General features: G+C 71.9%; 19 protein-coding genes. 9 read left to right on the top strand and 10 right to left on the bottom strand.

The genetic code is table 11. The annotated features are described in order from the left end of the window. Positions 1 to 55: 55 nt before the first annotated feature. Positions 56 to 1060, top strand: coding sequence for an endonuclease/exonuclease/phosphatase family protein (locus SROS_RS40315; RefSeq protein WP_012894726.1), 1005 nt, complete (start codon positions 56 to 58; stop codon positions 1058 to 1060). 134 nt (positions 1061 to 1194) lie between these two features. On the opposite strand, the gene SROS_RS40320 is transcribed toward SROS_RS40315, so the two are convergent. The 3 genes from SROS_RS40320 to SROS_RS40330 form a co-directional block, all read right to left on the bottom strand. Then, the gene (locus tag SROS_RS40320; RefSeq protein WP_043653927.1) at positions 1195 to 1797 is read right to left on the bottom strand and encodes a DUF2064 domain-containing protein; all 603 of its coding nucleotides are present in this window, start codon (positions 1795 to 1797) and stop codon (positions 1195 to 1197) included. Continuing rightward, positions 1791 to 2306 (bottom strand): M48 metallopeptidase family protein, encoded by a 516-nt coding sequence (locus SROS_RS40325; RefSeq protein WP_012894728.1) that lies wholly within the window; start codon positions 2304 to 2306, stop codon positions 1791 to 1793. The genes SROS_RS40320 and SROS_RS40325 overlap by 7 nt, the downstream gene beginning before the upstream one ends. A 141-nt stretch (positions 2307 to 2447) precedes the next feature. Continuing rightward, positions 2448 to 3233, bottom strand: a complete 786-nt coding sequence (locus tag SROS_RS40330) for an enoyl-CoA hydratase/isomerase family protein (protein WP_012894729.1) — start codon at positions 3231 to 3233, stop codon at positions 2448 to 2450. 248 nt (positions 3234 to 3481) lie between these two features. Between SROS_RS40330 and SROS_RS40335 the strand changes: the two genes are divergently transcribed. Beyond that, the gene (locus SROS_RS40335; protein ID WP_012894730.1) at positions 3482 to 4582 is read left to right on the top strand and encodes a ThiF family adenylyltransferase; all 1101 of its coding nucleotides are present in this window, start codon (positions 3482 to 3484) and stop codon (positions 4580 to 4582) included. Positions 4583 to 4646: 64 nt separating this feature from the next. After that, on the top strand, positions 4647 to 5984 hold the full coding sequence (locus SROS_RS40340) for an ABC1 kinase family protein (protein WP_012894731.1): 1338 nt from the start codon (positions 4647 to 4649) through the stop codon (positions 5982 to 5984). Positions 5985 to 6398: 414 nt separating this feature from the next. On the opposite strand, the gene SROS_RS40345 is transcribed toward SROS_RS40340, so the two are convergent. From SROS_RS40345 to SROS_RS40365, 5 genes are all read right to left on the bottom strand, one after another. After that, positions 6399 to 6593: a hypothetical protein gene (locus tag SROS_RS40345; protein ID WP_043653931.1), complete on the bottom strand. Its 195-nt coding sequence runs from the start codon at positions 6591 to 6593 to the stop codon at positions 6399 to 6401. A gap of 52 nt (positions 6594 to 6645) precedes the next feature. Then, the gene (locus SROS_RS40350) at positions 6646 to 6915 is read right to left on the bottom strand and encodes a WhiB family transcriptional regulator (protein ID WP_012894732.1); all 270 of its coding nucleotides are present in this window, start codon (positions 6913 to 6915) and stop codon (positions 6646 to 6648) included. Positions 6916 to 7042: 127 nt separating this feature from the next. Next, on the bottom strand, positions 7043 to 7339 hold the full coding sequence (locus SROS_RS40355) for a hypothetical protein (protein ID WP_012894733.1): 297 nt from the start codon (positions 7337 to 7339) through the stop codon (positions 7043 to 7045). A gap of 114 nt (positions 7340 to 7453) precedes the next feature. Further along, positions 7454 to 8320, bottom strand: coding sequence for an acyl-CoA thioesterase (locus SROS_RS40360; protein WP_012894734.1), 867 nt, complete (start codon positions 8318 to 8320; stop codon positions 7454 to 7456). Then, positions 8317 to 10386 (bottom strand): ATP-dependent DNA helicase UvrD2, encoded by a 2070-nt coding sequence (locus SROS_RS40365; protein WP_012894735.1) that lies wholly within the window; start codon positions 10384 to 10386, stop codon positions 8317 to 8319. Before SROS_RS40365 ends, SROS_RS40360 begins: the two co-directional genes overlap by 4 nt. Positions 10387 to 10565: 179 nt before the next feature. On the opposite strand from SROS_RS40365, the gene SROS_RS40370 reads away from it, so the two are divergent. Both SROS_RS40370 and SROS_RS40375 read left to right on the top strand, forming a co-directional pair. Further along, positions 10566 to 11654, top strand: a complete 1089-nt coding sequence (locus SROS_RS40370) for an alpha/beta hydrolase (RefSeq protein WP_012894736.1) — start codon at positions 10566 to 10568, stop codon at positions 11652 to 11654. Between the two features lie 141 nt (positions 11655 to 11795). Beyond that, positions 11796 to 12032 carry a mycoredoxin gene (locus SROS_RS40375; RefSeq protein ID WP_012894737.1) on the top strand — a complete coding sequence of 79 codons (237 nt, stop codon included), beginning with the start codon at positions 11796 to 11798 and terminating at the stop codon, positions 12030 to 12032. Here SROS_RS40375 and nudC read toward each other — a convergent pair whose 3' ends face one another. Next, positions 12033 to 13010, bottom strand: a complete 978-nt coding sequence (gene nudC, locus SROS_RS40380; RefSeq protein WP_012894738.1) for an NAD(+) diphosphatase — start codon at positions 13008 to 13010, stop codon at positions 12033 to 12035. A gap of 227 nt (positions 13011 to 13237) precedes the next feature. Here nudC and SROS_RS40385 point away from each other — a divergent pair, with 227 nt between their 5' ends. Genes SROS_RS40385 through SROS_RS40400 form a run of 4 tightly spaced genes read left to right on the top strand, consistent with a single transcriptional unit; the run spans position 13238 to position 18808 of the window. Then, positions 13238 to 14443 carry an ATP-grasp domain-containing protein gene (locus tag SROS_RS40385; RefSeq protein WP_012894739.1) on the top strand — a complete coding sequence of 402 codons (1206 nt, stop codon included), beginning with the start codon at positions 13238 to 13240 and terminating at the stop codon, positions 14441 to 14443. Beyond that, positions 14440 to 16077, top strand: coding sequence for an IucA/IucC family protein (locus SROS_RS40390; RefSeq protein WP_012894740.1), 1638 nt, complete (start codon positions 14440 to 14442; stop codon positions 16075 to 16077). Before SROS_RS40385 ends, SROS_RS40390 begins: the two co-directional genes overlap by 4 nt. Beyond that, a complete protein-coding gene (locus SROS_RS40395; protein ID WP_012894741.1) occupies positions 16074 to 17633 on the top strand; it encodes an IucA/IucC family protein in 1560 nt (519 codons plus the stop codon). The genes SROS_RS40390 and SROS_RS40395 overlap by 4 nt, the downstream gene beginning before the upstream one ends. Further along, complete coding sequence (locus SROS_RS40400) at positions 17630 to 18808, top strand: alanine racemase (protein WP_012894742.1); 1179 nt, start codon at positions 17630 to 17632, stop codon at positions 18806 to 18808. The genes SROS_RS40395 and SROS_RS40400 overlap by 4 nt, the downstream gene beginning before the upstream one ends. Here SROS_RS40400 and SROS_RS46650 read toward each other — a convergent pair. Beyond that, positions 18799 to 19515: an ATP-binding protein gene (locus SROS_RS46650; protein ID WP_052317143.1), complete on the bottom strand. Its 717-nt coding sequence runs from the start codon at positions 19513 to 19515 to the stop codon at positions 18799 to 18801. The two genes, SROS_RS40400 and SROS_RS46650, sit on opposite strands and share 10 nt — an antisense overlap. Positions 19516 to 19737 lie beyond the last annotated feature (222 nt).

The raw sequence follows: 19737 nt of genomic DNA on the forward strand, positions 1-19737 counted from the left end.
CACATTCCCCTGGTTATCGTCCCGCTCACTGGCGTGACGATCGGGACGGGGCATCGTGAGCGTGGACATCACAGCCGACAGGGACGTGGGCGGCGCCATCGTGACCCCGCCGCGGCGGCGCCGGAGGTTCCCCCGGGCTCTCGCCTGGGTGGTGGTCACCCCGTTCGCCGCCTGGGCCGTGGCCCGGGTGGCCGGGCTGGAGCGGGGGGCGCTGGTCACCCAGATCATGACCGGCACGCCGTATGTGGCGGCGGGCTCGCTCCTCCCCGTGGTCCTGGCCGCGCTGGCCCGCAACCGGGCGGTCACGGCCGTCGCGCTGGTCACCGCGGCGGCACTCGGCTCCAGCGTTCTGCCCCGGGCCCTCGGCTCCTCGGAGGCCGCCGCCGGGACGCCGCTGCGGGTGCTGACCCTCAACATGTTGTTCGGCGGGGCCGAGCCCGAGCCCGTGACGGCCCTGGTCCGGCGGCTGAGGCCGGACGTGCTGAGCACGCAGGAGCTGACCGCGGAGATGGTCGAGAAGCTGGACGCGGCCGGTCTCCGGGAGCTGCTGCCCTACCGCCTGCTGGCCCCGGACCACGGTGCGAGCGGCAGCGGCCTGTACGCCAGGTATCCGCTGGACCCGCTGGAGGGCATGTTCCGGCCGGTCGGGCACAACATGCCCGCCGCCACGATCGTCCTGCCCGGCGTCAAGCCCGTCGAGGTCGTCGACGTTCATCCCTACCCGCCGCTGGAGGAGCACGTACGCGAATGGACGGAGGCGCTGGAGGCCTTCCCCCCGGCCGTCCCCGACAGGATCCGCATCCTCGCCGGCGACTTCAACGCCAGCCTCGACCACGCCGCCATGCGCCGCTTCCTGAGCCGGGGCTATGTGGACTCGGCCGACCGGGCCGGCCAGGGGCTGACGCCCACCTGGCCCGCCAACGAGCGGATCCCGCCGCTCATCACCATCGATCACGTGGTGGTGGACCAGCGGGTGAAGGTGAACGAGGTCAGCGTCCACACCGTCCCCGGCACCGACCACCGGGCCGTGTTCGCCGACCTGCGCCTGCCCGTGTCCTGACCCGGCCCGGGAGCGGCGTCCGGCCGCCGGGCCCTGTCCGCCGACCCGCGCCTGCCCGCGCCCTGACGCGGCCCACCCCGGGAAGCGGCGTCCGGCCCACCGGCCGCCGCCGGATATCCGTCCGGGACGGCCGCTCAGGCCGAGAGCAGCGCCCGGGTGTTGTCCCAGCCTTCCAGGCCGGGGTCCAGCCGTGCGATGTCGTCGGGGGTGCGCAGGCGGTGCCAGCCCGGCCCGGTGGCGACGGTCCGGGGCCCGGGGGCCGCGGCGCGCAGCGCCTTGACCGGGTCGTGGTCGTCGAAACCCGTCCCGGCCCAGTCGGGGTAGGGCAGGTGGGCGGCTATCGCCACGGCACCGCCGTCGGCCGCCGGGCAGACGGCCACCTGCGCCCGGCCGAGCTGGCGGAAGAGCTTGCCGATCAGCAGGGGAGGCAGGTCGGGGGCGTCTCCGCTCAGCAACACCGCCTGCCCGCCGTACGGCAGGGCGGCGAAGGCGGCCCTGACCAGGGCCTCCCCGGACAGGTCGGGGATCTCGACGACCGGGGTCCCCGGCCAGACGATCTCCTCCATCCCCGGCACGCTCGTCACCAGGACCGGCGAGACGAAATCGAGCCCGGCGACGAGCTCGTAGGTGTCCTCGGCCACGGCCGTCAGGAACGCGGCGGCGTCGACTCCCGGTGGGGTGGCTTCCGCGATCGAGGGGGTGACGACGACCGCCACCAGTCGCTCTTCCGTCAACATTCCTCCGCGGCGCCGTTGGCCGCCATGGAGAATCCCTCAAGGAACCCTCGTGCCCGTTCGGCCTTGGGATAGTGTTCCACCAGCGCCCAGAAGCGGGGACCGTGGCTGGGCACCAGCAGGTGCACGAGCTCATGCATGATCACGTAGTCGACCACCCACGAGGGCATTCCCCGGAGCCGCGTGGAGAGCCTGATGGTGCCGTGATCGGGGGTGCAGGAGCCCCAGCGGTGCTGCTGGTTGTCCACCCAACGCACGCTGGAGGGCATCGCCCTGCCGTCCAGATAACGCGATGACAGCTCGCTGGCCCGCTCGAGCAGGTCGTCGTCCGAGGGGCGTCTCCGCTGCTCCTTGGCCGCGAGCCGGTCGAGCATCCGCCGTACCCATTGCTCCTCATCGGTGCTGCTCAATCCTGCGGGAAGCAGCACGATCGTTTTCTCGCCGTCGCGGTACGCGGAAACCGTCCGCCTGCGACGAGAACTTCGACGGACCTCGACTGTCTCGGGGGGCACATATGAACGGTAGCCGAGAATGACGAATTCACACCAGAGGGCGGAAGACGTTCTGGCTGGTCAATCCCCGTTCGTTGATTGTTCAGCGAGACCGATCGGTTATGGCGGCGACTTATCGAATTAACCTGGATATCGCCTGTCTCAGGAGTTGCCGAATCGCGGGACCCGCCGTTCTCTCTGTGCCGCCAGCCCTTCAAGCATGTCGGCTGAGGTCATGGTGACCGGCTGGGCGAGTGACTCCCAGCGCAGGGCGGCGTCGAGGTCCGCGTGCCCGCCGCCCGCGAGGGCGACCTTGGTGAGCCGGGTGGCGATGGGCGCGTTGGCGGCGGTCCCGGACGCGATCCCCAGCACCTCCGCCATCAGGCTCTCGCGAGGGAACGCCCTGGTGACCAGCCCCGCCGACGCCGCCTCGGCGCCCCGCATCGTCCGTCCGGTCAGCAGCATCTCCCTGGCCACCCCCACCCCGGCGACGCGGGGCAGCAGATAGGTCGCCGCCATCCCGGGGTGCAGGCCGAGCGAGGTGAAGGGGACGGCGAGCCTGGCCTCGTCGGCGGCGTAGACCAGGTCGCAGGCGAGGGCGAAGCAGAGCCCGGCTCCGACCGCGGCGCCGTTGACCGCGGCGATGGTCGGCACCTCCAGGTCCGCGATCGCCAGCCAGGTGCGGTAGAAGGCGAGCATCCTGTCACGCAGGTCGGGCACGCTCTCGGCGCCGCGCTCGGCGAGCCAGGACAGGTCTCCCCCGGAGCAGAACGCGCTCCCGGCGCCGGTGACCACCACGCACCGCACGTCCCGGTCCCGGCGCAGGTCGGCGATCGCCTGCCGCCACTGCTCGGTCATCCCGTCGGTCATCGCGTTGCGCCGGTCCGGGCGGTTCAGGGTGAGCACCACGACGCCGTCGTCCCGCCGGTCGACCAAGAGCTCGTTCATGCGGTGAGCGTAATGCACGGCGGATCCGCGTCCAGGGGGCGCGGATGCCGTCCTGCCCGTAGGGGGCGCGGATGCGGGCCTGCCCGCAGGGGACGCGGAGGTCATCCGTCCGTCCACAGGGGGTGCGGGAGTTATCCACAGGCGATGGGAAACCCGCCCGGGATCTTGCGGGGGCGTGGGAACTTGCGGAGGCCGGCACGCCGACACGCCCCCCCCGGCCGGCACGCCCCCCCAGGAAAGGCAGGCGCATGAGACCACGTCTGAAGCCCGCGCTGCGCAGGGTCGCGCGCGACGAGCGCACCCTGCAGTTCGGCCTGCATCCCCGGCACGCGGTGCTGCTGGCCGATCTCGAACCCGAGGTCCGCCGCTGGGTCGAGAGCCTGGACGGCGTACGGGACCTCCCCGGCGTGCTGGCGGCCGCGGCCGAGGCCGGGCTCGGGGAGGATCACGGCCAGACCCTGCTCGACCTGCTGGTCAGCCGGGGTGTGGTGGATGACGCCGGGGTACCGCCCGGCCCGCTGCGCACGCTCACGATGGCCGAGCGGGACCGGCTCCAGCCCGACCTGGACGCGCTCTCCCTCGCCCCCGGCACGACCGACGGCGGGCTCGCGGCGCTGGAGCGCAGGCGCGACGCCCAGGTGCGGGTGTACGGGGCGGGCCGGGTGGGCGCGCAGATCGTCGCCCTGCTCGCCGCCTCCGGAGTCGGCAGGCTCTGCGTCGTCGATCCCGGTACGGCCCGGCCCAGGGATGTCGTGCCCGGCGGGCTGACCTGGGCCGAGGTGGGGATGAGCAGGCAGGACGGCGCGGTGGCGGTGGCCAGGGCCCTGGCGCCCGAGGTCACCGCGTGGACCGGTGACGGCGCGCCCCATCTCGCCGACGGCGCCCGCCGGCCGGATCTGGCGATCCTCGCACCGGTGGAGCCGCTGGACGGCCTGCTGGTCGGCGAGCTCGTCGCCTGGAGGGTTCCGCACCTGCTGGTGACCGCCTTCGAGGGGTCCGGGTCGGTCGGTCCGATGGTGCTGCCTGGGCGGAGCACATGCCTGCAGTGTCTAGATTTGATTCGACGCGATCGCGATCCCGGCTGGCCGGTCGTCAGTGCCCGCTTGGGAGGCTTCCCCGCAGGGGAGATAGCCTGCGGCACGGTGATGTCGACGCTGGTCGCGGCGGCGGCTGCCGGTCATGCGCTTGCTCTGCTGGACGGGGGTGAGCCAAGTGTGACCAACGGCACAATGGATGTATTGCCTGATTGGAGATGGAAGCGGCGATCCTGGAGTGTTCATCCACAATGTCGTTGCTTCCGAAACGACATGGGTTCGCTAACAATGGTCGCGTCGGCTACCTGCCGCTGATAGACACCACACCGAAGGGAGGGAGCGGCGTCTCGCTGTACGGCGGACACGCCGCAAACCAAAGGTGAGTGACCTTCCGCGCCGCGCCGTTGCGCGCTCCGCCAAGCTGGCGGCCCTCCCTATCGGGTTCGCCGGCCGCACCGCTCTCGGGCTGGGAAAACGGATCGGGGGCAAGCCCGCAGAGATCGTCGCCCAGGAAATCCAGCAACGCACCGCCGAGCAGATCTTCAAGGTTCTGGGAGAGCTCAAGGGCGGGGCGATGAAGCTCGGCCAGGCGTTGTCCATCTTCGAGGCCGCTCTGCCTTCGGAGGTCGCCGGGCCGTACCGTGCGACTCTGACCAAGCTGCAGGACGCCGCTCCGCCGCTGCCCGCCACCACCGTGCACAAGGTCCTCGTCGAGCAGTTGGGGGACGACTGGCGGGAGAACTTCCAGTCGTTCGAGGACAGGCCGACCGCCGCCGCGTCGATCGGGCAGGTGCACAAGGCCGTCTGGCACGACGGCCGGACGGTCGCGGTCAAGATCCAGTATCCGGGGGCGGGCAAGGCACTGCTGTCCGACTTCACCCAGCTGGCCAGGCTCGGCAAGCTCTTCGGCGTGCTGCTGCCCGGCCTCGACATCAAAGCCGTGCTCAGCGAGCTGCGTGAGCGGGTGGTCGAGGAGCTCGACTACCTCCGCGAGGCGGAGGCCCAGCACGCCTTCGCGCTGGAGTACAAGGACGACCCCGACTTCCTGGTCCCGGACGTCATCGCCGCCAACGAGCAGGTGCTCGTCTCCGAGTGGGTGGACGGCACCCCGCTGTCACGGATCATCACCGGCGGCACCAAGGAGGAGCGCGACCGCGCGGGGCTTCTCCTCGTCCGGTTCCTGTTCTCCTCCCCCGCCAGGGTCGGCATGCTGCACGCGGACCCCCATCCGGGGAACTTCCGGGTCCTGGAGGACGGGCGGCTGTGTGTGCTCGACTTCGGCGCCGTCAACCGGCTGCCGGACGGCTACCCGGCGGTCTTCGGGAAGCTGACCCGCATCTTCAACAACGGCGACATGGCGAACGTGGTCCAGGGCCTGCGGGACGAGGGGTTCATCCTCCCGCACATCGAGGTGGACATGGAGGCGCTGCGGGCCTTCCTCTCCCCCTACATCGAGCCGACCGCGGTGGAGGAGTTCACCTTCAGCCGGGAGTGGCTGCAGCACCAGGCGGCCACGGTCACCGACCTGCGCCCCGGCAACGTGGTGCGCCAGCTCAACCTGCCGGTGTCCTACGTTCTCATCCACCGGGTGCACGCGGCCGGGATCGGAGTGCTCTGCCAGCTCGGCACCACCGCCCGTTTCCGCGAAGAAGTGATCCGTTGGGTTCCCGGCTTCACCGAGGAGGATCCCGAGGAGCACGCGGTCGCCGCGAGCTGAACCGGACACGGGCCAGGCGAGCACAGGAAGGCGGGCACGGCCGATCACGCACGGCGGGGCAGGCACAGCCAGACGGCATGGGCGGAGCAGGCACAGCCAGACGGGCACCGCCGATCACGCACGGCAGGCCAGGCACGGCAGGGCGGGGCGGGAACAGCCAGACGGCATGGGCAGGGCAGGCACAGCCGGACGGGCACGGCCGATCACGCACGGCGGGGCAGGCACAGTCAGACGGCATGGGCGGGGCGGGCGGTGTGATCGGACTGCAGCGGGGAGGCGGCCGGCGCGGCACGGATCGACACAGCGCATAGCGGCACGGATCGACACAGCGCGGAGGGGTGGCCCGTTCGGACGGGCCACCCCTCTGTGTCATTTGTTCTGTGTCATTTGTCTCGCTCGGTGATCCTTACCGGATCAGACGAGGCGCAGGAGCGCGTGGCGGAGACGCGAGGACGCGCGCTCCGCATCACGACGGGCGCGTCGCAGGCGCATGATGCCCGAGACCAGACGCTGCTCCTCCGCCTCGCGGTGGAGCGTCCGTATTCGGTCCCGGACCAGTTCTTCATGCATAGACGGCATGTCCAGGCTCCGGGTGGCGAAGTAGCTCATTGGAAGTAGTCCTTTCAGGAACTTCGAAGTTCTTGGGTCGATCAGGTGTTGATCAGGCAGCGAGCGGAGTCTTGCGGGGACGTCCACGCGGACGCTTCCGCGGAACGACGGCTCCCCGAAGGATGAGCTCGCCGCCCCAGACGCCCCACGGCTCCTCGCGCTCGAGCGCGCGGGCCAGGCAGGCCTGCTGGATCGGGCAGCCTCCGCAGAGCGCCTTGGCGAACTCCACGTCCTCCGGAGACTCGGCGAACCAGAGGTCGGGGTCGGTACGACAGGGGATTGTGGCTTCGTCGATCAGGTCCATGACCGTCTGGGCCCCCATCTGCTTCACCTCTCTGTTAGGTGTTGATCTTTGGTTACCTCTGGGTGGGGGTCAGGAATGACGCGGACAAACAAGAAGGCCGCGGATCCTGGTTGCGGATCCGCGGCCTGAAGGCTCTTCCTCTCGGTCAGGTTATGACCGGAGGTTGCCCCCAGGGATGCGGACCGCGCAGGCCACCGTTTCGGGCGTGCTTGGTCGGTGCGTAGCCGCCTGCATCGGGAACCGGGACGGCCAGGGCGCCCGCCGCCGGAAAGGCGGTCAGGGCGGTCGTGTGGCCTGCCGGGATCTGAATGCGGACAGACTGCTCCTGCTGAAGCTGAGCGGCCGCGCCAACCGTGAGGAGGGTGCGACTGCCGCAGGGCAGGACGGTGCTACGGCGCTCGGAAGTGAGTCCGATCTGGACGGACATCATGTTGATCTTCACAGTGGACTCACCTCCATTCGTGGATCGTCGGACAGGACCGTCCGACTTGCTTGACCATGACCCTAAACCCGGGTCCCGGGGACGAGCAACATATTTTCTACCTGCAGTTTTACACTAACTCACGCGGATCATGGCCTCCTGCACCACCGACACCGCCAGTTCACCGGAGCGGGTGAACATCTCGCCTCTGGCCAGCCCGCGTGCCGCCCCCGACCACGGCGACTCCTGGGCGTACATCATCCAGTCGTCCACCCGGAAGGGGCGGTGGAACCACATCGCGTGGTCGAGCGAGGCCCCGGCGACGTTGGAGGCGCCCCAGGCCAGGCCGTGGGTGAGCAGCACGGTGTCCACCAGGGTGAAGTCCGAGGCGTAGGCGGCGAGCACCACGTGCAGCAGCGGGTCGTCGGGCAGCTCGGCGTCGTAGCGGAACCACACGTTCGTCTCCGAGCCGCGCAGCTCCGGGTCGCGGTGGGCCTCCCACGTCAGGGGGGTCACATACCTGGCGTCCACCGGGCGCGGCCTGGCCAGCCACTCCCGCCACGGCGAGTCCTCCCCCACGACCTCCAGCATCCGATCCTGGAACATGGGCAGGCTCTCCGGCGCGACCACGTCCGGCATGACGGCGGCCTGGTGCTCGACACCGGTCTCCATGACGTGGAAGGAGGCCGACATGGTGAATATCACCTTGCCGTGCTGGATGGCCGAGATCCGGCGGGTGGTGAAGGAGCGGCCGTCGCGGACCCGCTCGACGTTGTAGACGATCGGGATCGCCGGGTCGCCGGGCCGGATGAAATAGGCGTGCAGCGAGTGGACGTAACGCTCCGGCGGCACCGTCCGGCCGGCCGCCACCAGCGCCTGGGCGGCCACCTGGCCGCCGAACACCCGCTGGATGCGCTCCTCGGGGCTACGGCCCCGGAAGATGTCAAGCTCGATCTGCTCCAGGTCGAGCAGGTCCAGCAGCTCCTTGAGCGCCTCGTTCACGCGTCCTCCGTCTGATCTTGGGCAGCACGGCAGAGGGCGAACACCGCCTCGCCGTACCGCTCCAGTTTGACCCGTCCGATTCCGGTGATCGCCAGCAGGTCCTGTTCGGAGGTCGGCGACCGCTCCGCGATCGCCTGCAGGGTGACGTCCGTGAAGATCACGTAGGTCGGGACCTTGGTCTCCTTCGCGACGCCGGTGCGCCAGGCCTTCAGACGCTCCAGCAGGGCCTCATCGTAGTCGGCCGGGCAGCCGGCGCACCTGCCGAGCTTCTGCTCGGCGGCGGCGACGAGGGTCTTGGCGCAGACGCGGCAGCTCACCGGCGCGGCGACGGCCCGGCGGTCCTTGGGGGCGGGCGACGAGGCGCGGCTCTGCGCGGCCGGACGGCCCGTGAGACCGTCGAGGAAACGGGAGGGCCTCCTGGAACGGCGTCCGCCCGGCGAGCGCGCCAGCGCCCACGACAGCGCCAGATGGGCGCGGGCCCGGGTGATGCCGACGTAGAGGAGACGGCGCTCCTCCTCGATCTGGTCGGGCGTCTCGGCGTAGATGATCGGCATCATGCCGTCCGTGACGCCGACCAGGAAGACCGCGTCCCACTCCAGGCCCTTGGCGGCGTGCAGCGAGGCCAGCGTCACGCCCTCGACCGGCGGCGCGTGCTGCTCGCTGGCCCGGCGCTCCAGCTCCGCCACGAAGGCGGGCAGGTCCCCGCCCTCGGCGGCGAGGTCCTCGGCGAGGTCGGCCAGGGCCCGCAGCGACTCCCACTTCTCGCGGGCCTTGCCGCCGCCGGGTGCCTCGGGGGTCAGGCCGATGCCGGCGAGGATGTGGTGGACGGTCGGGGCCAGCTCGTCGTCGTCCGCCGCGGAGCGGGCGGCGCCGCGCAGCAGCACGACGGCCTGGCGGACCTCGGGGCGCTCGAAGAAGCGGTCGGCGCCGCGCAGCAGGTAGGGGACGCCCGCCTTGGCGAAGGCCTGCTCGTAGACCTCGGACTGGGCGTTGACCCGGAACAGCACGGCGATCTCGCGGGTCGGCACCCCGCCGTCGGCGAGCTTCTTCACCGCGCGGGCCACCCCCTCGGCCTCGGCGGGCTCGTCGTCGTACTCGGCGAAGACGGGCTCGGGGCCGTCGGGGCGCTGGGCGATCAGGGCGAGCTTGTGCGGGGTCCTGGCCCTGTCGAGCACCCGGTTGGCCAGGGAGACGACCTGGGGAGTGGAGCGGTAGTCGCGGACGAGCTTGATCACGGCGGCGTCGGGATGCTCGACCGAGAAGCCGGTCAGGTAGCGGGGGGTGGCCCCGGTGAAGGAGTAGATGGTCTGGTTGGGGTCACCGACCACGCACAGGTCGTCGCGGCCGCCGAGCCAGGTGTCGAGCAGCAGCTTCTGCAGGGGGTTGACGTCCTGGTACTCGTCCACGACGAAGTAGCGGTACTGCTGGCGGATCTGGGCGGCCACCTCGCGGTGCTCGGTCATCACGGCGGCGGTGAGTTCGAGGATGGTCTCGAAGTCGACCAGGTGCCGGTCGCGGCGGAGCGTCTCGTAGGCGTCGTAGAGTCGGAAGACCTCTTCGGCCGGGACCGGCGGGGTCCGGCCGGCTTTCCTGGCGGCCTCGGCGTAGTCCTCCGGGCCGACCTGGGTGACCTTGGCCCACTCGATCTCGGAGGCGATGTCCCGCAGCTCGGAGCGGTCGGGGTTCTTCCGGACGGAACGGCAGGCGTCGATCAGCAGCGGGAGCTTCGACTCGATCACCCTGGGCGGGTCGCCGCCGATGACGCGCGGCCAGAAGTAGGTGAGCTGGCGCAGCGCGGCGGCGTGGAAGGTGCGTGCCTGCACCCCCGGGGTGCCGAGCTGCCGCAGGCGCTGCCTGAGCTCGCCCGCCGCGCGTGTGGTGAATGTCACGGCCAGCACGCTCTGGGCGTCGACCACCCCGCTGCGCACGGCGTGCGCGATGCGGTGGGTGATCGCCCGCGTCTTGCCGGTGCCCGCTCCCGCGAGCACGCAGACCGGGCCTCGGACGGCCTGCGCCACCTCACGCTGCTCGGGATCCAGCCCCGCCAGAACGTCGTCGGGCTCCACGGAGACTCCTTACACGCGATTAACCGGCCGGATGAAAAACATCCTCCCAGTCAGTGGCCAAGCATCGCCCATTCTGACAACATGCCGCCGTCAACCTATGTCGTTCGCCGAGATGCACAGACAAGGTCGTTTCCCCCACAATGGGGACCGAACTGTGCCCTGGGGGAAGGAAGAGACCCGTGCGAACTGCGGTAACCGTGAGTGCGCTCGCCTTGGCGGCGCTGGTGATCGGCCCCACCGCGGTGCACGCGTCTCCGGCGGCGCACGCGACCTCGGCGCCCTCGCCGGCGGGCGCCAAGGCGACCGCGGAGGCCGCGTCCGCCACGAAGACCCGGGCCACGACGGCGACGGCGAGGACCGAGGCCGCCACGGGGAGCGCCGCCACGGCGAAGACCGCGTCCGCCGGAGCGGCGGGGAAGGGCGACCCGACGCCCACTCCGACCCCCGTCCCGACGCCGTCGCCGACCTCGACGCCGGCCACCGACCCGCTGCTCCAGGACGTCTCCGTCGACACCGTCTCCTACGGCCCGCACGTCCGTCAGCGGATGGACGTCTGGCACCACTCCGACGGCGTCGGGCATCCGGGCGTCTTCCTGATCCACGGCGGCTGGTGGTCCTCCGGGGACAAGAAGTACATGACCGCGCTGAGCCGGAGCTACGTCGAGCAGGGCTACACGGTCTTCAACATCAACTATCGCCTCTCCGGCGACGCCGCCTGGCCCGCCCAGCGCACCGACACGCTCGACGCCATCGCGACCGCGCGCAGGCACGCCCTCCTGTGGGGCTTCGACTCGTCCAACTACGTGGTCATCGGCTTCTCCGCCGGAGGCCACCTGGCCGCCGCCGCCGGCACCTACAAGAACAGCGGCCTGCCCGGCCTGCGCGGCGTGGTCGGCATCTCCCCGGTGATCTCACCGCTCACGGCCTACAACGAGGGCACCGACACCGTCGATGCCAACCGGCGCAAGCTGCGCGAGTCGGCCATCCGCCTGGCCGGGGGCTGCGAGCCGGACAAGTGCCCCAGGATCTGGAACAGCATGGAAGTGCCGTTGCACGCGAGCAGCGGTGACGTGCCCGTCCTGAGCGTGCACTCGCAGGACGAGTTCGTGCCCGCGGAGCACAGCGTCCGGCTCCGCGACCGCCTGGCCCGCTTCGGCGTGAACATGACGGTGCTGACCGAGCCGGGCATCGAGCACAGCTCGCCGCTGTACCGGCTGCCCGGCGTGGCCGAGACGGTGCACGCCTGGGTCGCCGCCAAGCTGCTCTGACCGGCGAGAAGCCCGGCGGGAGGCCCCGGCGAGAGGACCGGCGACCGACCGGCGACCGGCGGGCGTCCGACCGGCGGGAAGATGAACGGCTCTCACTTTGTTGCCAAGAGCGCCGAACATCACATGAGGGGATTTCACAAAATGGCGCTGACTGTTTACACCACAACCTGGTGCGGCCCCTGCAAGCGGCTGAAGTCCCAGCTCACCCGGGAGGGCATCTCCTACCAGGAGATCGACATCGAGCGGAACCCCGACGCCGCGCAGTTCGTCATGAGCGTCAACAACGGCAACCAGACAGTGCCGACCGTGCTGTTCGAGGATGGCACGGCCGTGACCAACCCCTCGGTGAGAGAGGTCAAGGCCCGCCTGAGCGTCTGATCACCAGTCGCCGGTCAGCGGCCCGCCGTACCAGGTCTCGATCAGCCTGCGAGCGATCGAGACCTCGGACGGCAGGCGCACCTCGCCGCTCTCCAGGGCGGCCAGCAGTTCGGCTCGGCTGAACCAGCGCGCCTCGGCGATCTCCTCAAGATCGGGGACGAGCTCCGTCGTCGTGGCACGCGCGAAGAAGCCGAGCATCAGGCTGCGCGGGAACGGCCAGGGCTGGCTGCCCAGGTAACGGGGGTCGACGACGTGCACGCCGACCTCCTCGACCACCTCACGGGCCACCGCGTGCTCCAGCGACTCGCCCGGCTCGACGAAACCGGCGAGCACCGACAGCCGCCCCTCGGGCCACTGCGGCCCCCGGGCGAGCAGGCACCGGTCCTCGTCGTCGTGGACCAGCATGATCACCGCCGGGTCGACACGGGGGAAGTGCTGGCTGCCGTCCCTGGGGCAGACGCGCACGTGCCCGCCGGCCCGCACCTCGGTGTGGCCGCCGCATCGCGGGCAGAACTCGTGGGTGGAGTGCCACGCCTCCAGCGCGACCGCGTAGACCAGAAGGCCGGCGTCCAGGTCTCCCAGCAGCGACCCCACCTGGCGGAGCCCGGCGGCGACGGCCTGCCCCTGCTGCAACGCCGAGGGGGCGAGCGGGGCGACGATCCGGTTGAAGGAGTCGCCGTGGGTGACGCCCTCCAGCGAGGCCGACACGGCGAAGTAGACGACGCCGTCGACGTCGACGCCGAGCAGGTAGCGCTCGCCTTCGGGCGCCTCGGCCGTGGGCAGCAGCACCAGCGCGGCCTCGTCCCCGTCACGCCGGACCAGCGCCTGCCCGTCGTCGACGACCACGACCCTGCTCGCGCCGTCCGCCCATGCCCGCTTGAGCCACTCGGCGTCGCCGCGGAGCGTCGCCGAGCGGTCGATGGCGCTGCGCGCGAGCAGCAGCGGTCCCAGTAGTCCCTCTTGTGTGGTGATCTCCACGTCGCCCCGCCTCCCAGACCGAGTGGACATCTTACGCCGCGGAACAGGGCCGATCCCGGGGTCCCCCTCATCTCGCCGGATCCTCGACCAGGACGGCGGGCGGCCCGGGACGGGGGTGCCCGCCGAGGAGATGCCGCCGAATACGCGATCAGGCCAGCGCGATGATCTCTACCCGGCTAAGATACAGCCGGTTAGGTTAGGCTTACCTGATATCGGGGGTCCCTGCATTGCGGCTGTACCTCACCGCGCTCAAACCGACCGACTCGGTCACGGACGGGTTCCTCCCGGCGGCACGCGCCCTGGGTTGCGACGTCACGATCCTGACCGACCGGCCGGAGCACCATCTGGACACGGGGACCGAGGTGCTCCGCTGCGACGTCCGCGACGCGCGAGCGGTGATCGACATCATCGCGCACCATCACACGCCGGACGCGGTTTTCTCCAACTCCGACCACATCCAGGCGGAGACCGCCCTCGCCGCCGCCTACTTCGGCCTGCCCGGCAAGGACTGGCGCGCCTGCGTCGCCACCAAGAACAAGGCCCTCACCCGGCGCCGGCTGGCGGCGGCCGGAGTCGAGACCGTCCGTTCGGTACGGCTGGCGCCCGGCGACCCGATACCGCCGGACCCTCCGTTCCCCGCGGTCGTCAAGCCGTGCGAGGGCGTGGCCAGCGAGGACGTCGTGCTGGTGGGGGACGCCGGCGAGCTCGCGGCGGCCGTACGGGCGATCCGGGACCGGCGGCCGGGCGAGACGCTGGTCGTGGAGGAGTATCTCGACGGCCCCCTGCACACGTTGGAGACGCTCGGCGACGGGCGGAGCGTCCAGGTGCTCGGCGGCTTCCGGACCACGCTGGGGCCGCTGCCGTACTTCGTGGAGGAACGGCTCGACTGGGAGCCCCCGCCCGCGCGCGACCATGTACTGCGGGCGCTGGAGGCGCTGGGCGTGGGGTTCGGGGCCTGCCACACCGAATACGTGATGACCCCCGCCGGACCGCGGATCATCGAGGTCAACTACCGGGTGATCGGCGACAACTGCGACTTCCTGGTCGGCAGCCTGCTGGACGTCCCGCTGTTCGAGCGCATCCTCGGCGTCCACCTGGGATCGGGGCTGCGCGACCCGCTCCGCGCCGGCGAGGACGGGCACGGCGCCCACGGCGGACCGGCGCCGGTCGGTCCCGGGCGGCACGGCACCGTGCTCAGCCTGGTGGCGGACCGGCCGGGGACCGTGGTGTCCGCCCCCGGCGCGGTCGTACCGGGGGCGGACGGCCCGGTCCGGCTCTGGCACCGGCCGCTGCGCGCCGTGGGCGACCGGATCGAGCCGACCAACACCAACCGTGACTACCTGGGCATCGTCCGCGCCATCGGCCCCGACCGGGCCCACGTGGACGCGGCCGTGGCGGCCTTCACCGCCGAGAGTCCCTGGGTGATCGCGTGATCGGCGGACGCGGCCCGGGAGGGCGGGAGCCGTACCTGTCGGCCCGCGTCCTGAACGCGCTGCTGCGCGAGGACTACGGCGGCCTGACCGGGCGGGTGACGCGGAGCAAGGACGGCGTCGCGCTGCTGCTGCCCGGAGGGCGCAGGGTACGGCTGACGCCGGGTTCGCTGTTCCAGGACTTCGTGGTGGCCCCGGAGGAGTCGCTCCGCCTGGAGGAGGTCCTGCGCACCCTCAGGGAGATCTCCGCCCCGGCCGACGCCACCGGGGTCGAGGCCTTCACCCGCGAGTGCCACGAGGCGCTGCGCGCCCTCGGCCTCCACGACGCCCGCCGCGACGAGGTGCTCGCCGGGCTGGACCGCGACGTCCCCGCCTCCCGGACCGGCGGGCGGCTCGGCGCCGTGCGCTACGAGACGCTGGCGGCCTCCGTCGACCATCCGGTCTACCCGACGGCGCGCTGCCGGGCGGGCCTGTCGGACGAGGAGCTGGCGGCCTACGCGCCGGAGTTCGCGCCCGCCTTCGAGCTGCGCTGGGCGGCCGTGCCCCGGGAGCGGGCGGCCGGAGCGGCGATGCCGTTCGCGCCGGACTTCCCGGCGGCCGGGCTGCCCCGGGAGCTCGCCGGGACGCACGTGCTGTTCCCGGTGCACCCGCTGACAGTCCCGGAGGTCGAGCGGATCCCCTGGGTGATCATGGGGCCCGAGCCGTACCTGGAGGTCAGGCCCACGCTGTCGATGCGCACGGTCGTGATCGACCCGGCCACGCACCTGAAGCTGCCGCTGGCCACCAGCACGCTCGGGCTGCGCAACCGCAGGTCGATCAGGCCGGACACGCTGGCCGACGGGGCGCGAGCCGAACGGCTGCTGCGCGATATGCCCGACCCGGGGGTGCTCCTCGCCGACGAGCAGACCTACGGCCACGCGGACCACGAGTATCTGGGCTGGCTCGTCCGCCGCCTCCCGCCGGGTGAGATCGTCACGGTGGCCGCGCTGCCCGCCCCCCTGCCGGGCTGCGGACTGGTCGTGGAGGAGATCGCCGGGCGGTGGTACGACGGGGACGTGACGCGGCTGCTCACCGACTACCTGCGGCTGCTGTTCGGTTTCCACGTGCGCCTGTTCGTCCGGTACGGCACGGCGCTGGAGGCCCACCAGCAGAACCTCGCGCTGGTGCTGGGGAACGGTCCCGCCAAGCTGCTGGTCAAGGACAACGACGGGCTGCTGACATCGCCGGACCGGTTGCGCGCGGCCGGGCTCGCGGTGCCGGGCTTCGCCGACGGGCGGATGCTGACCGACGACCCGCACGCGCTCGCCGACGTGTTCGTGACCATCACCCTGCACCTGGCGGCGGCGGCGGTGGCGTTCGGCGCGCTGCCGTCGCCGCAGGCCTCCCGGCTGGTCCGCGACGCGCTCCGGGAGGCGCTGGCCGAGCACGGGGACGACCCGATGGCCAGGCTGCTGCGGGCCAGGACCCTCGACGCCGCCCGGCTCGTCGGCAAATCGATGATCACCGCCGGGACCTTGGTGGACAAGGCGCGCACCGGGGCGCGCGACGTGAACAAGTTCTACGGCACCAGCGGCCCCAACTACCTGCGCCAGCCCCCTCAGGCCCTCCAGAACGTGATCATGCGAAGGACACCATGACCAGCCTCGCACTCGACTCCTCTCCAACCGCCCTCGCCGAGGAGGCGTCGCTGGCGGCACTGCTGCGGTGCTGCGTCAGGGAGGTGGCCGGACCGCGCGGGCAGGTCTGGCACGCCGAGCCGTACGTGCTGCTGCGTGTCGCCGGCGCCCTGCTGCGGATCCGGACGCACGGCGGGCTCGCGCTGCGGTTCGAGGGGCCGCCCGAGTGGCTGGAACACGGCTGCTGGCAGCCGCTCTCCGCGGACCTGCTCGTCCGGCTCGTCGAGTCCGAGCTCGGGGGGAGCAACGAGGAGTTCGCGGCGCAGGTGGAGGCGAGCCGGAACGCCATGACGACGCTGCTCTCGGTCCGCCGGGACGCCACGCCGCCGGCGGATCCGTGGCTGGCCTCCGAGCAGGGACTGGTGTTCGGACATCCGTTCCATCCCAGTCCGAAGGCACGCGGCGGCGCCGACTGGCTGCGCTACGCCCCCGAGGCGCACGCCGCCTTCCCGCTCCGGCTGCTCGGGGTCCGCGACGACGTGCTGGCCGAGGCGGGCGACACCGGCGCGCTGGACGGGCTCGGCCCGGCGCCGCACGGCTACACGCTGCTGCCCGCGCATCCGTGGCAGCTCGACCTGCTCGCGGCGGAACTCACCGCCCCGCTGGCCGACGGGCGGTTGATCGACCTGGGGCAGGGCTCCCGGATGGCGGTCCCCACCTCGTCGGTCCGCACGGTCTACGAGCCGCGGATCGACCGGTGCCTGAAATTCAGCCTGGACGTGCGGATCACCAACTGCGTCAGGAAGAACTCCTGGTACGAGCTGGCGGGCGCGGTCGAGCTGACCCGGCGCCTGGGACCGGTCTTCGAGAGCCTGTCGGCCGTTTTCCCCGGCACCCGCTGGCTCCCCGAACCCGGCTACCGCTCCGCCGATCTGGGCACCCGGCTCCTGGAGGGGCTGGGTGTGATCATCCGTACGAGCCCGTGGTCGGTCTGCCGCCCGGGGGTGACCCCCCTGCTGAGCGGAGCGCTGGCCGTTCCGGGCTCCCCTCCGGCCGAGCCCGTGCGCTGGTGGCGCGCCTATGTGGAGCGGGTCGCGCCGCCGGTGCTCGACGCCTACCTGAGCCACGGCGTGGTGCTGGAGCCCCACCTGCAGAACGTCCTGATCGGCGTGGACGAGGCGGGGCTGCCGGTGGAGGCCGTCTTCCGCGACATGGAGGGCACCAAGCTCGTCGCCGGCCGCCACGACCTGTCCGGCCTGCCGGAGCGGGTCGCCGAGGCCCTCACCTACGACGCGGCCGGCGGCTGGGACCGGGTGGTCTACTGCCTGATGGTCAACCACCTCGCCGAGATCGCCGCCTCCCTCGCCGGGCCCGGGTCCACGCGGGAGCTGTGGGCGGCGGCCGGGGAGGTGCTGGCCGGATACGCCGACTCGGTGGGGTGGCCGCAGCCGCTGTCCGACCTGCTGGCCGGGGCGCCGCTGCCCGCCAAGGCCAACCTCTCGGTCCGGTGGGCGCGCTCGGCCGACCGCTCGGCCGGATACGTGCCGGTGGCCAACCCCCTGGCGGTGCTCTCGTGACCCCGGACCTTCCGCTCCCGACCGGCTCGATCACAGACAGCGCACTCCCGACCGGCTCGATCACAGACAGCGCACTCCCGGCCGGCTCGATCACGGACAGACCGACCGCGGTCGTCCCCGTCCCGGACGGGCTGACACCGGACGACCTGCCCGCCTACGTCTACGACCTGGCCTCCCTCGACGAGCACGCGGCGGCCGTACGGGCCGCGCTGCCGGGCATCGAGCTGTACTACGCGGTGAAGGCCAACCCCGACCCGGAGCTGCTGCGGGTGCTCGCGCGGCACGTGGACGGCTTCGAGGTCTCCTCGGGCGGAGAGCTGGCGCACGTGCGCGGGCTGTTCCCCGGCGCCCGCGTGGCCCTCGGCGGTCCGGGGAAGACCGACGCGGAGCTCTTCGGCGACGTCACCCGGCTGCACGTGGAGAGCCCTGGCGAACTGCGCCGCCTGCTGGCGTCGGGACGCCGCGCCGACGTGCTGCTCCGGGTCAACCTCGACGTTCCCGTGGCCGGGGCGTCGCTGGCCATGGGCGGCGGCGCGACCCCGTTCGGCATGGACCCCGGCGGGATCGCCGAGTGCGTCGCGCTGCTGTCCGGCCAGGACGCGGTACGGCTGCGCGGCATCCACGCCCACCTGGCCAGCGGGCTGGAGGCGCCCGCGCTGCTGGAGCTGGCGGCGGCCGTGCTGGAGTACGCACGGGAGCTGGGCGTCACCGAGATCAACCTCGGCGGCGGCATGGCGGTGTCGTACGCCGCCCCGGACGCGCGGTTCGACTGGCACTCCTACGGCGAGGGCCTGGCGAGGTTGCGCCGTCCAGGCGAGGTGCTGCGGATCGAGCCGGGACGGGCGCTGACCGTCTACTGCGGGCGATACGTGACCCGGGTGATCGACGTCAAGCGGGTCCACGGCGAGCTGTTCGCGGTGGTCGCCGGGGGCACCCACCACCTGCGCACCCCCGCCACCAAGGGCCACTCCCAGCCACTGGCCGCGCTACCGCCGGGCGAGCCGGTCACGATCGTCGGCCAGCTCTGCACGCCCAAGGACGTCCTGGCCCACCGGGTGCCGGTGCGCCTGGCCGCCGGGGACATCGTGGAGTTCACCATGGCCGGCGCCTACGCCTGGAACATCTCCCACCACGACTTCCTGATGCACCCGAAACCCGGCTTCCACTACGGGTGAGCGGCCACACGCGTCCCGTCCGCGCAATCGGCCGTGCGGGGCGCGTCGGATCGCCCGCAGGGAAGCCGCCACGCAGCCCACACCGTCTTGCCGACCTTGTCGCGGACTGGGATGACACCCCACTGGTCGGCGAGCGCCTCGACGATCGCGAGTCCTCGGCCGGAGGTCGCGTCCTGACCGAGGTCGAGCCGGTGGGGCCGTCCGGGACCGTGGTCGGTGACCCGCACACAGATCCCCTCGGGCGTGGCCCACAGCGACAGCCGGACCGGCGGCCCGCCGTACACCGCCGCGTTCGTCACCAGCTCGCTGACGACCAGCACCGCGTCGTCGACGAGATCGGACGGCAGCCTCCACGTGGTGAAGGTCTCGCGCACCATCCTGCGGGCCTCATGGGTGATCGCCGGGTCGCAGGGCAGCTCCCAGCCCACGGTCCGGAGGCCGTCCGGGGTGCTTTCGATCATCGGGACTCCTTGTCCGTGGCGGTGCGGCACGGCAGGCGGCGGCACCGCCGGCCCGGTCTCGCGGATCAGCTCGTGCAACTCCTCGGCGGTACGGGCCTCCACGACCTGCGGCCCCGGAGCCTGTGCGGTGGCGATGGCGTAGAACCGGCGCCCGCCCACGCCGTACATCACCGTCCAGCCCGCCTCGGCCTGATCGAGCCGGGCGGCCTGCGCCCGCTGATCGCGATCCCACTCCCGGCGAGCCATCCGGACGGCGGGCGCCCTCCTTCGGTGCCGCCCCTTCACGCGGCCCTCCGGACATGGCGTTCGTGAGGGTACGGCTCGCGATATCTCGCGGGAAGAGAGCCGTCTGGAGGACGGCCCCGCCCGGGTGATCCGGCGATCGCCATCTCCTCGAACCGGGAGTGAAGGCCCTGGCCAGACGCTCCCCTCGGGAAGGCATCGGATGATGGCATCCTTCCCGGCGGA

The organism is Streptosporangium roseum DSM 43021 (assembly GCF_000024865.1).
GTDB classification, from domain to species: domain Bacteria; phylum Actinomycetota; class Actinomycetes; order Streptosporangiales; family Streptosporangiaceae; genus Streptosporangium; species Streptosporangium roseum.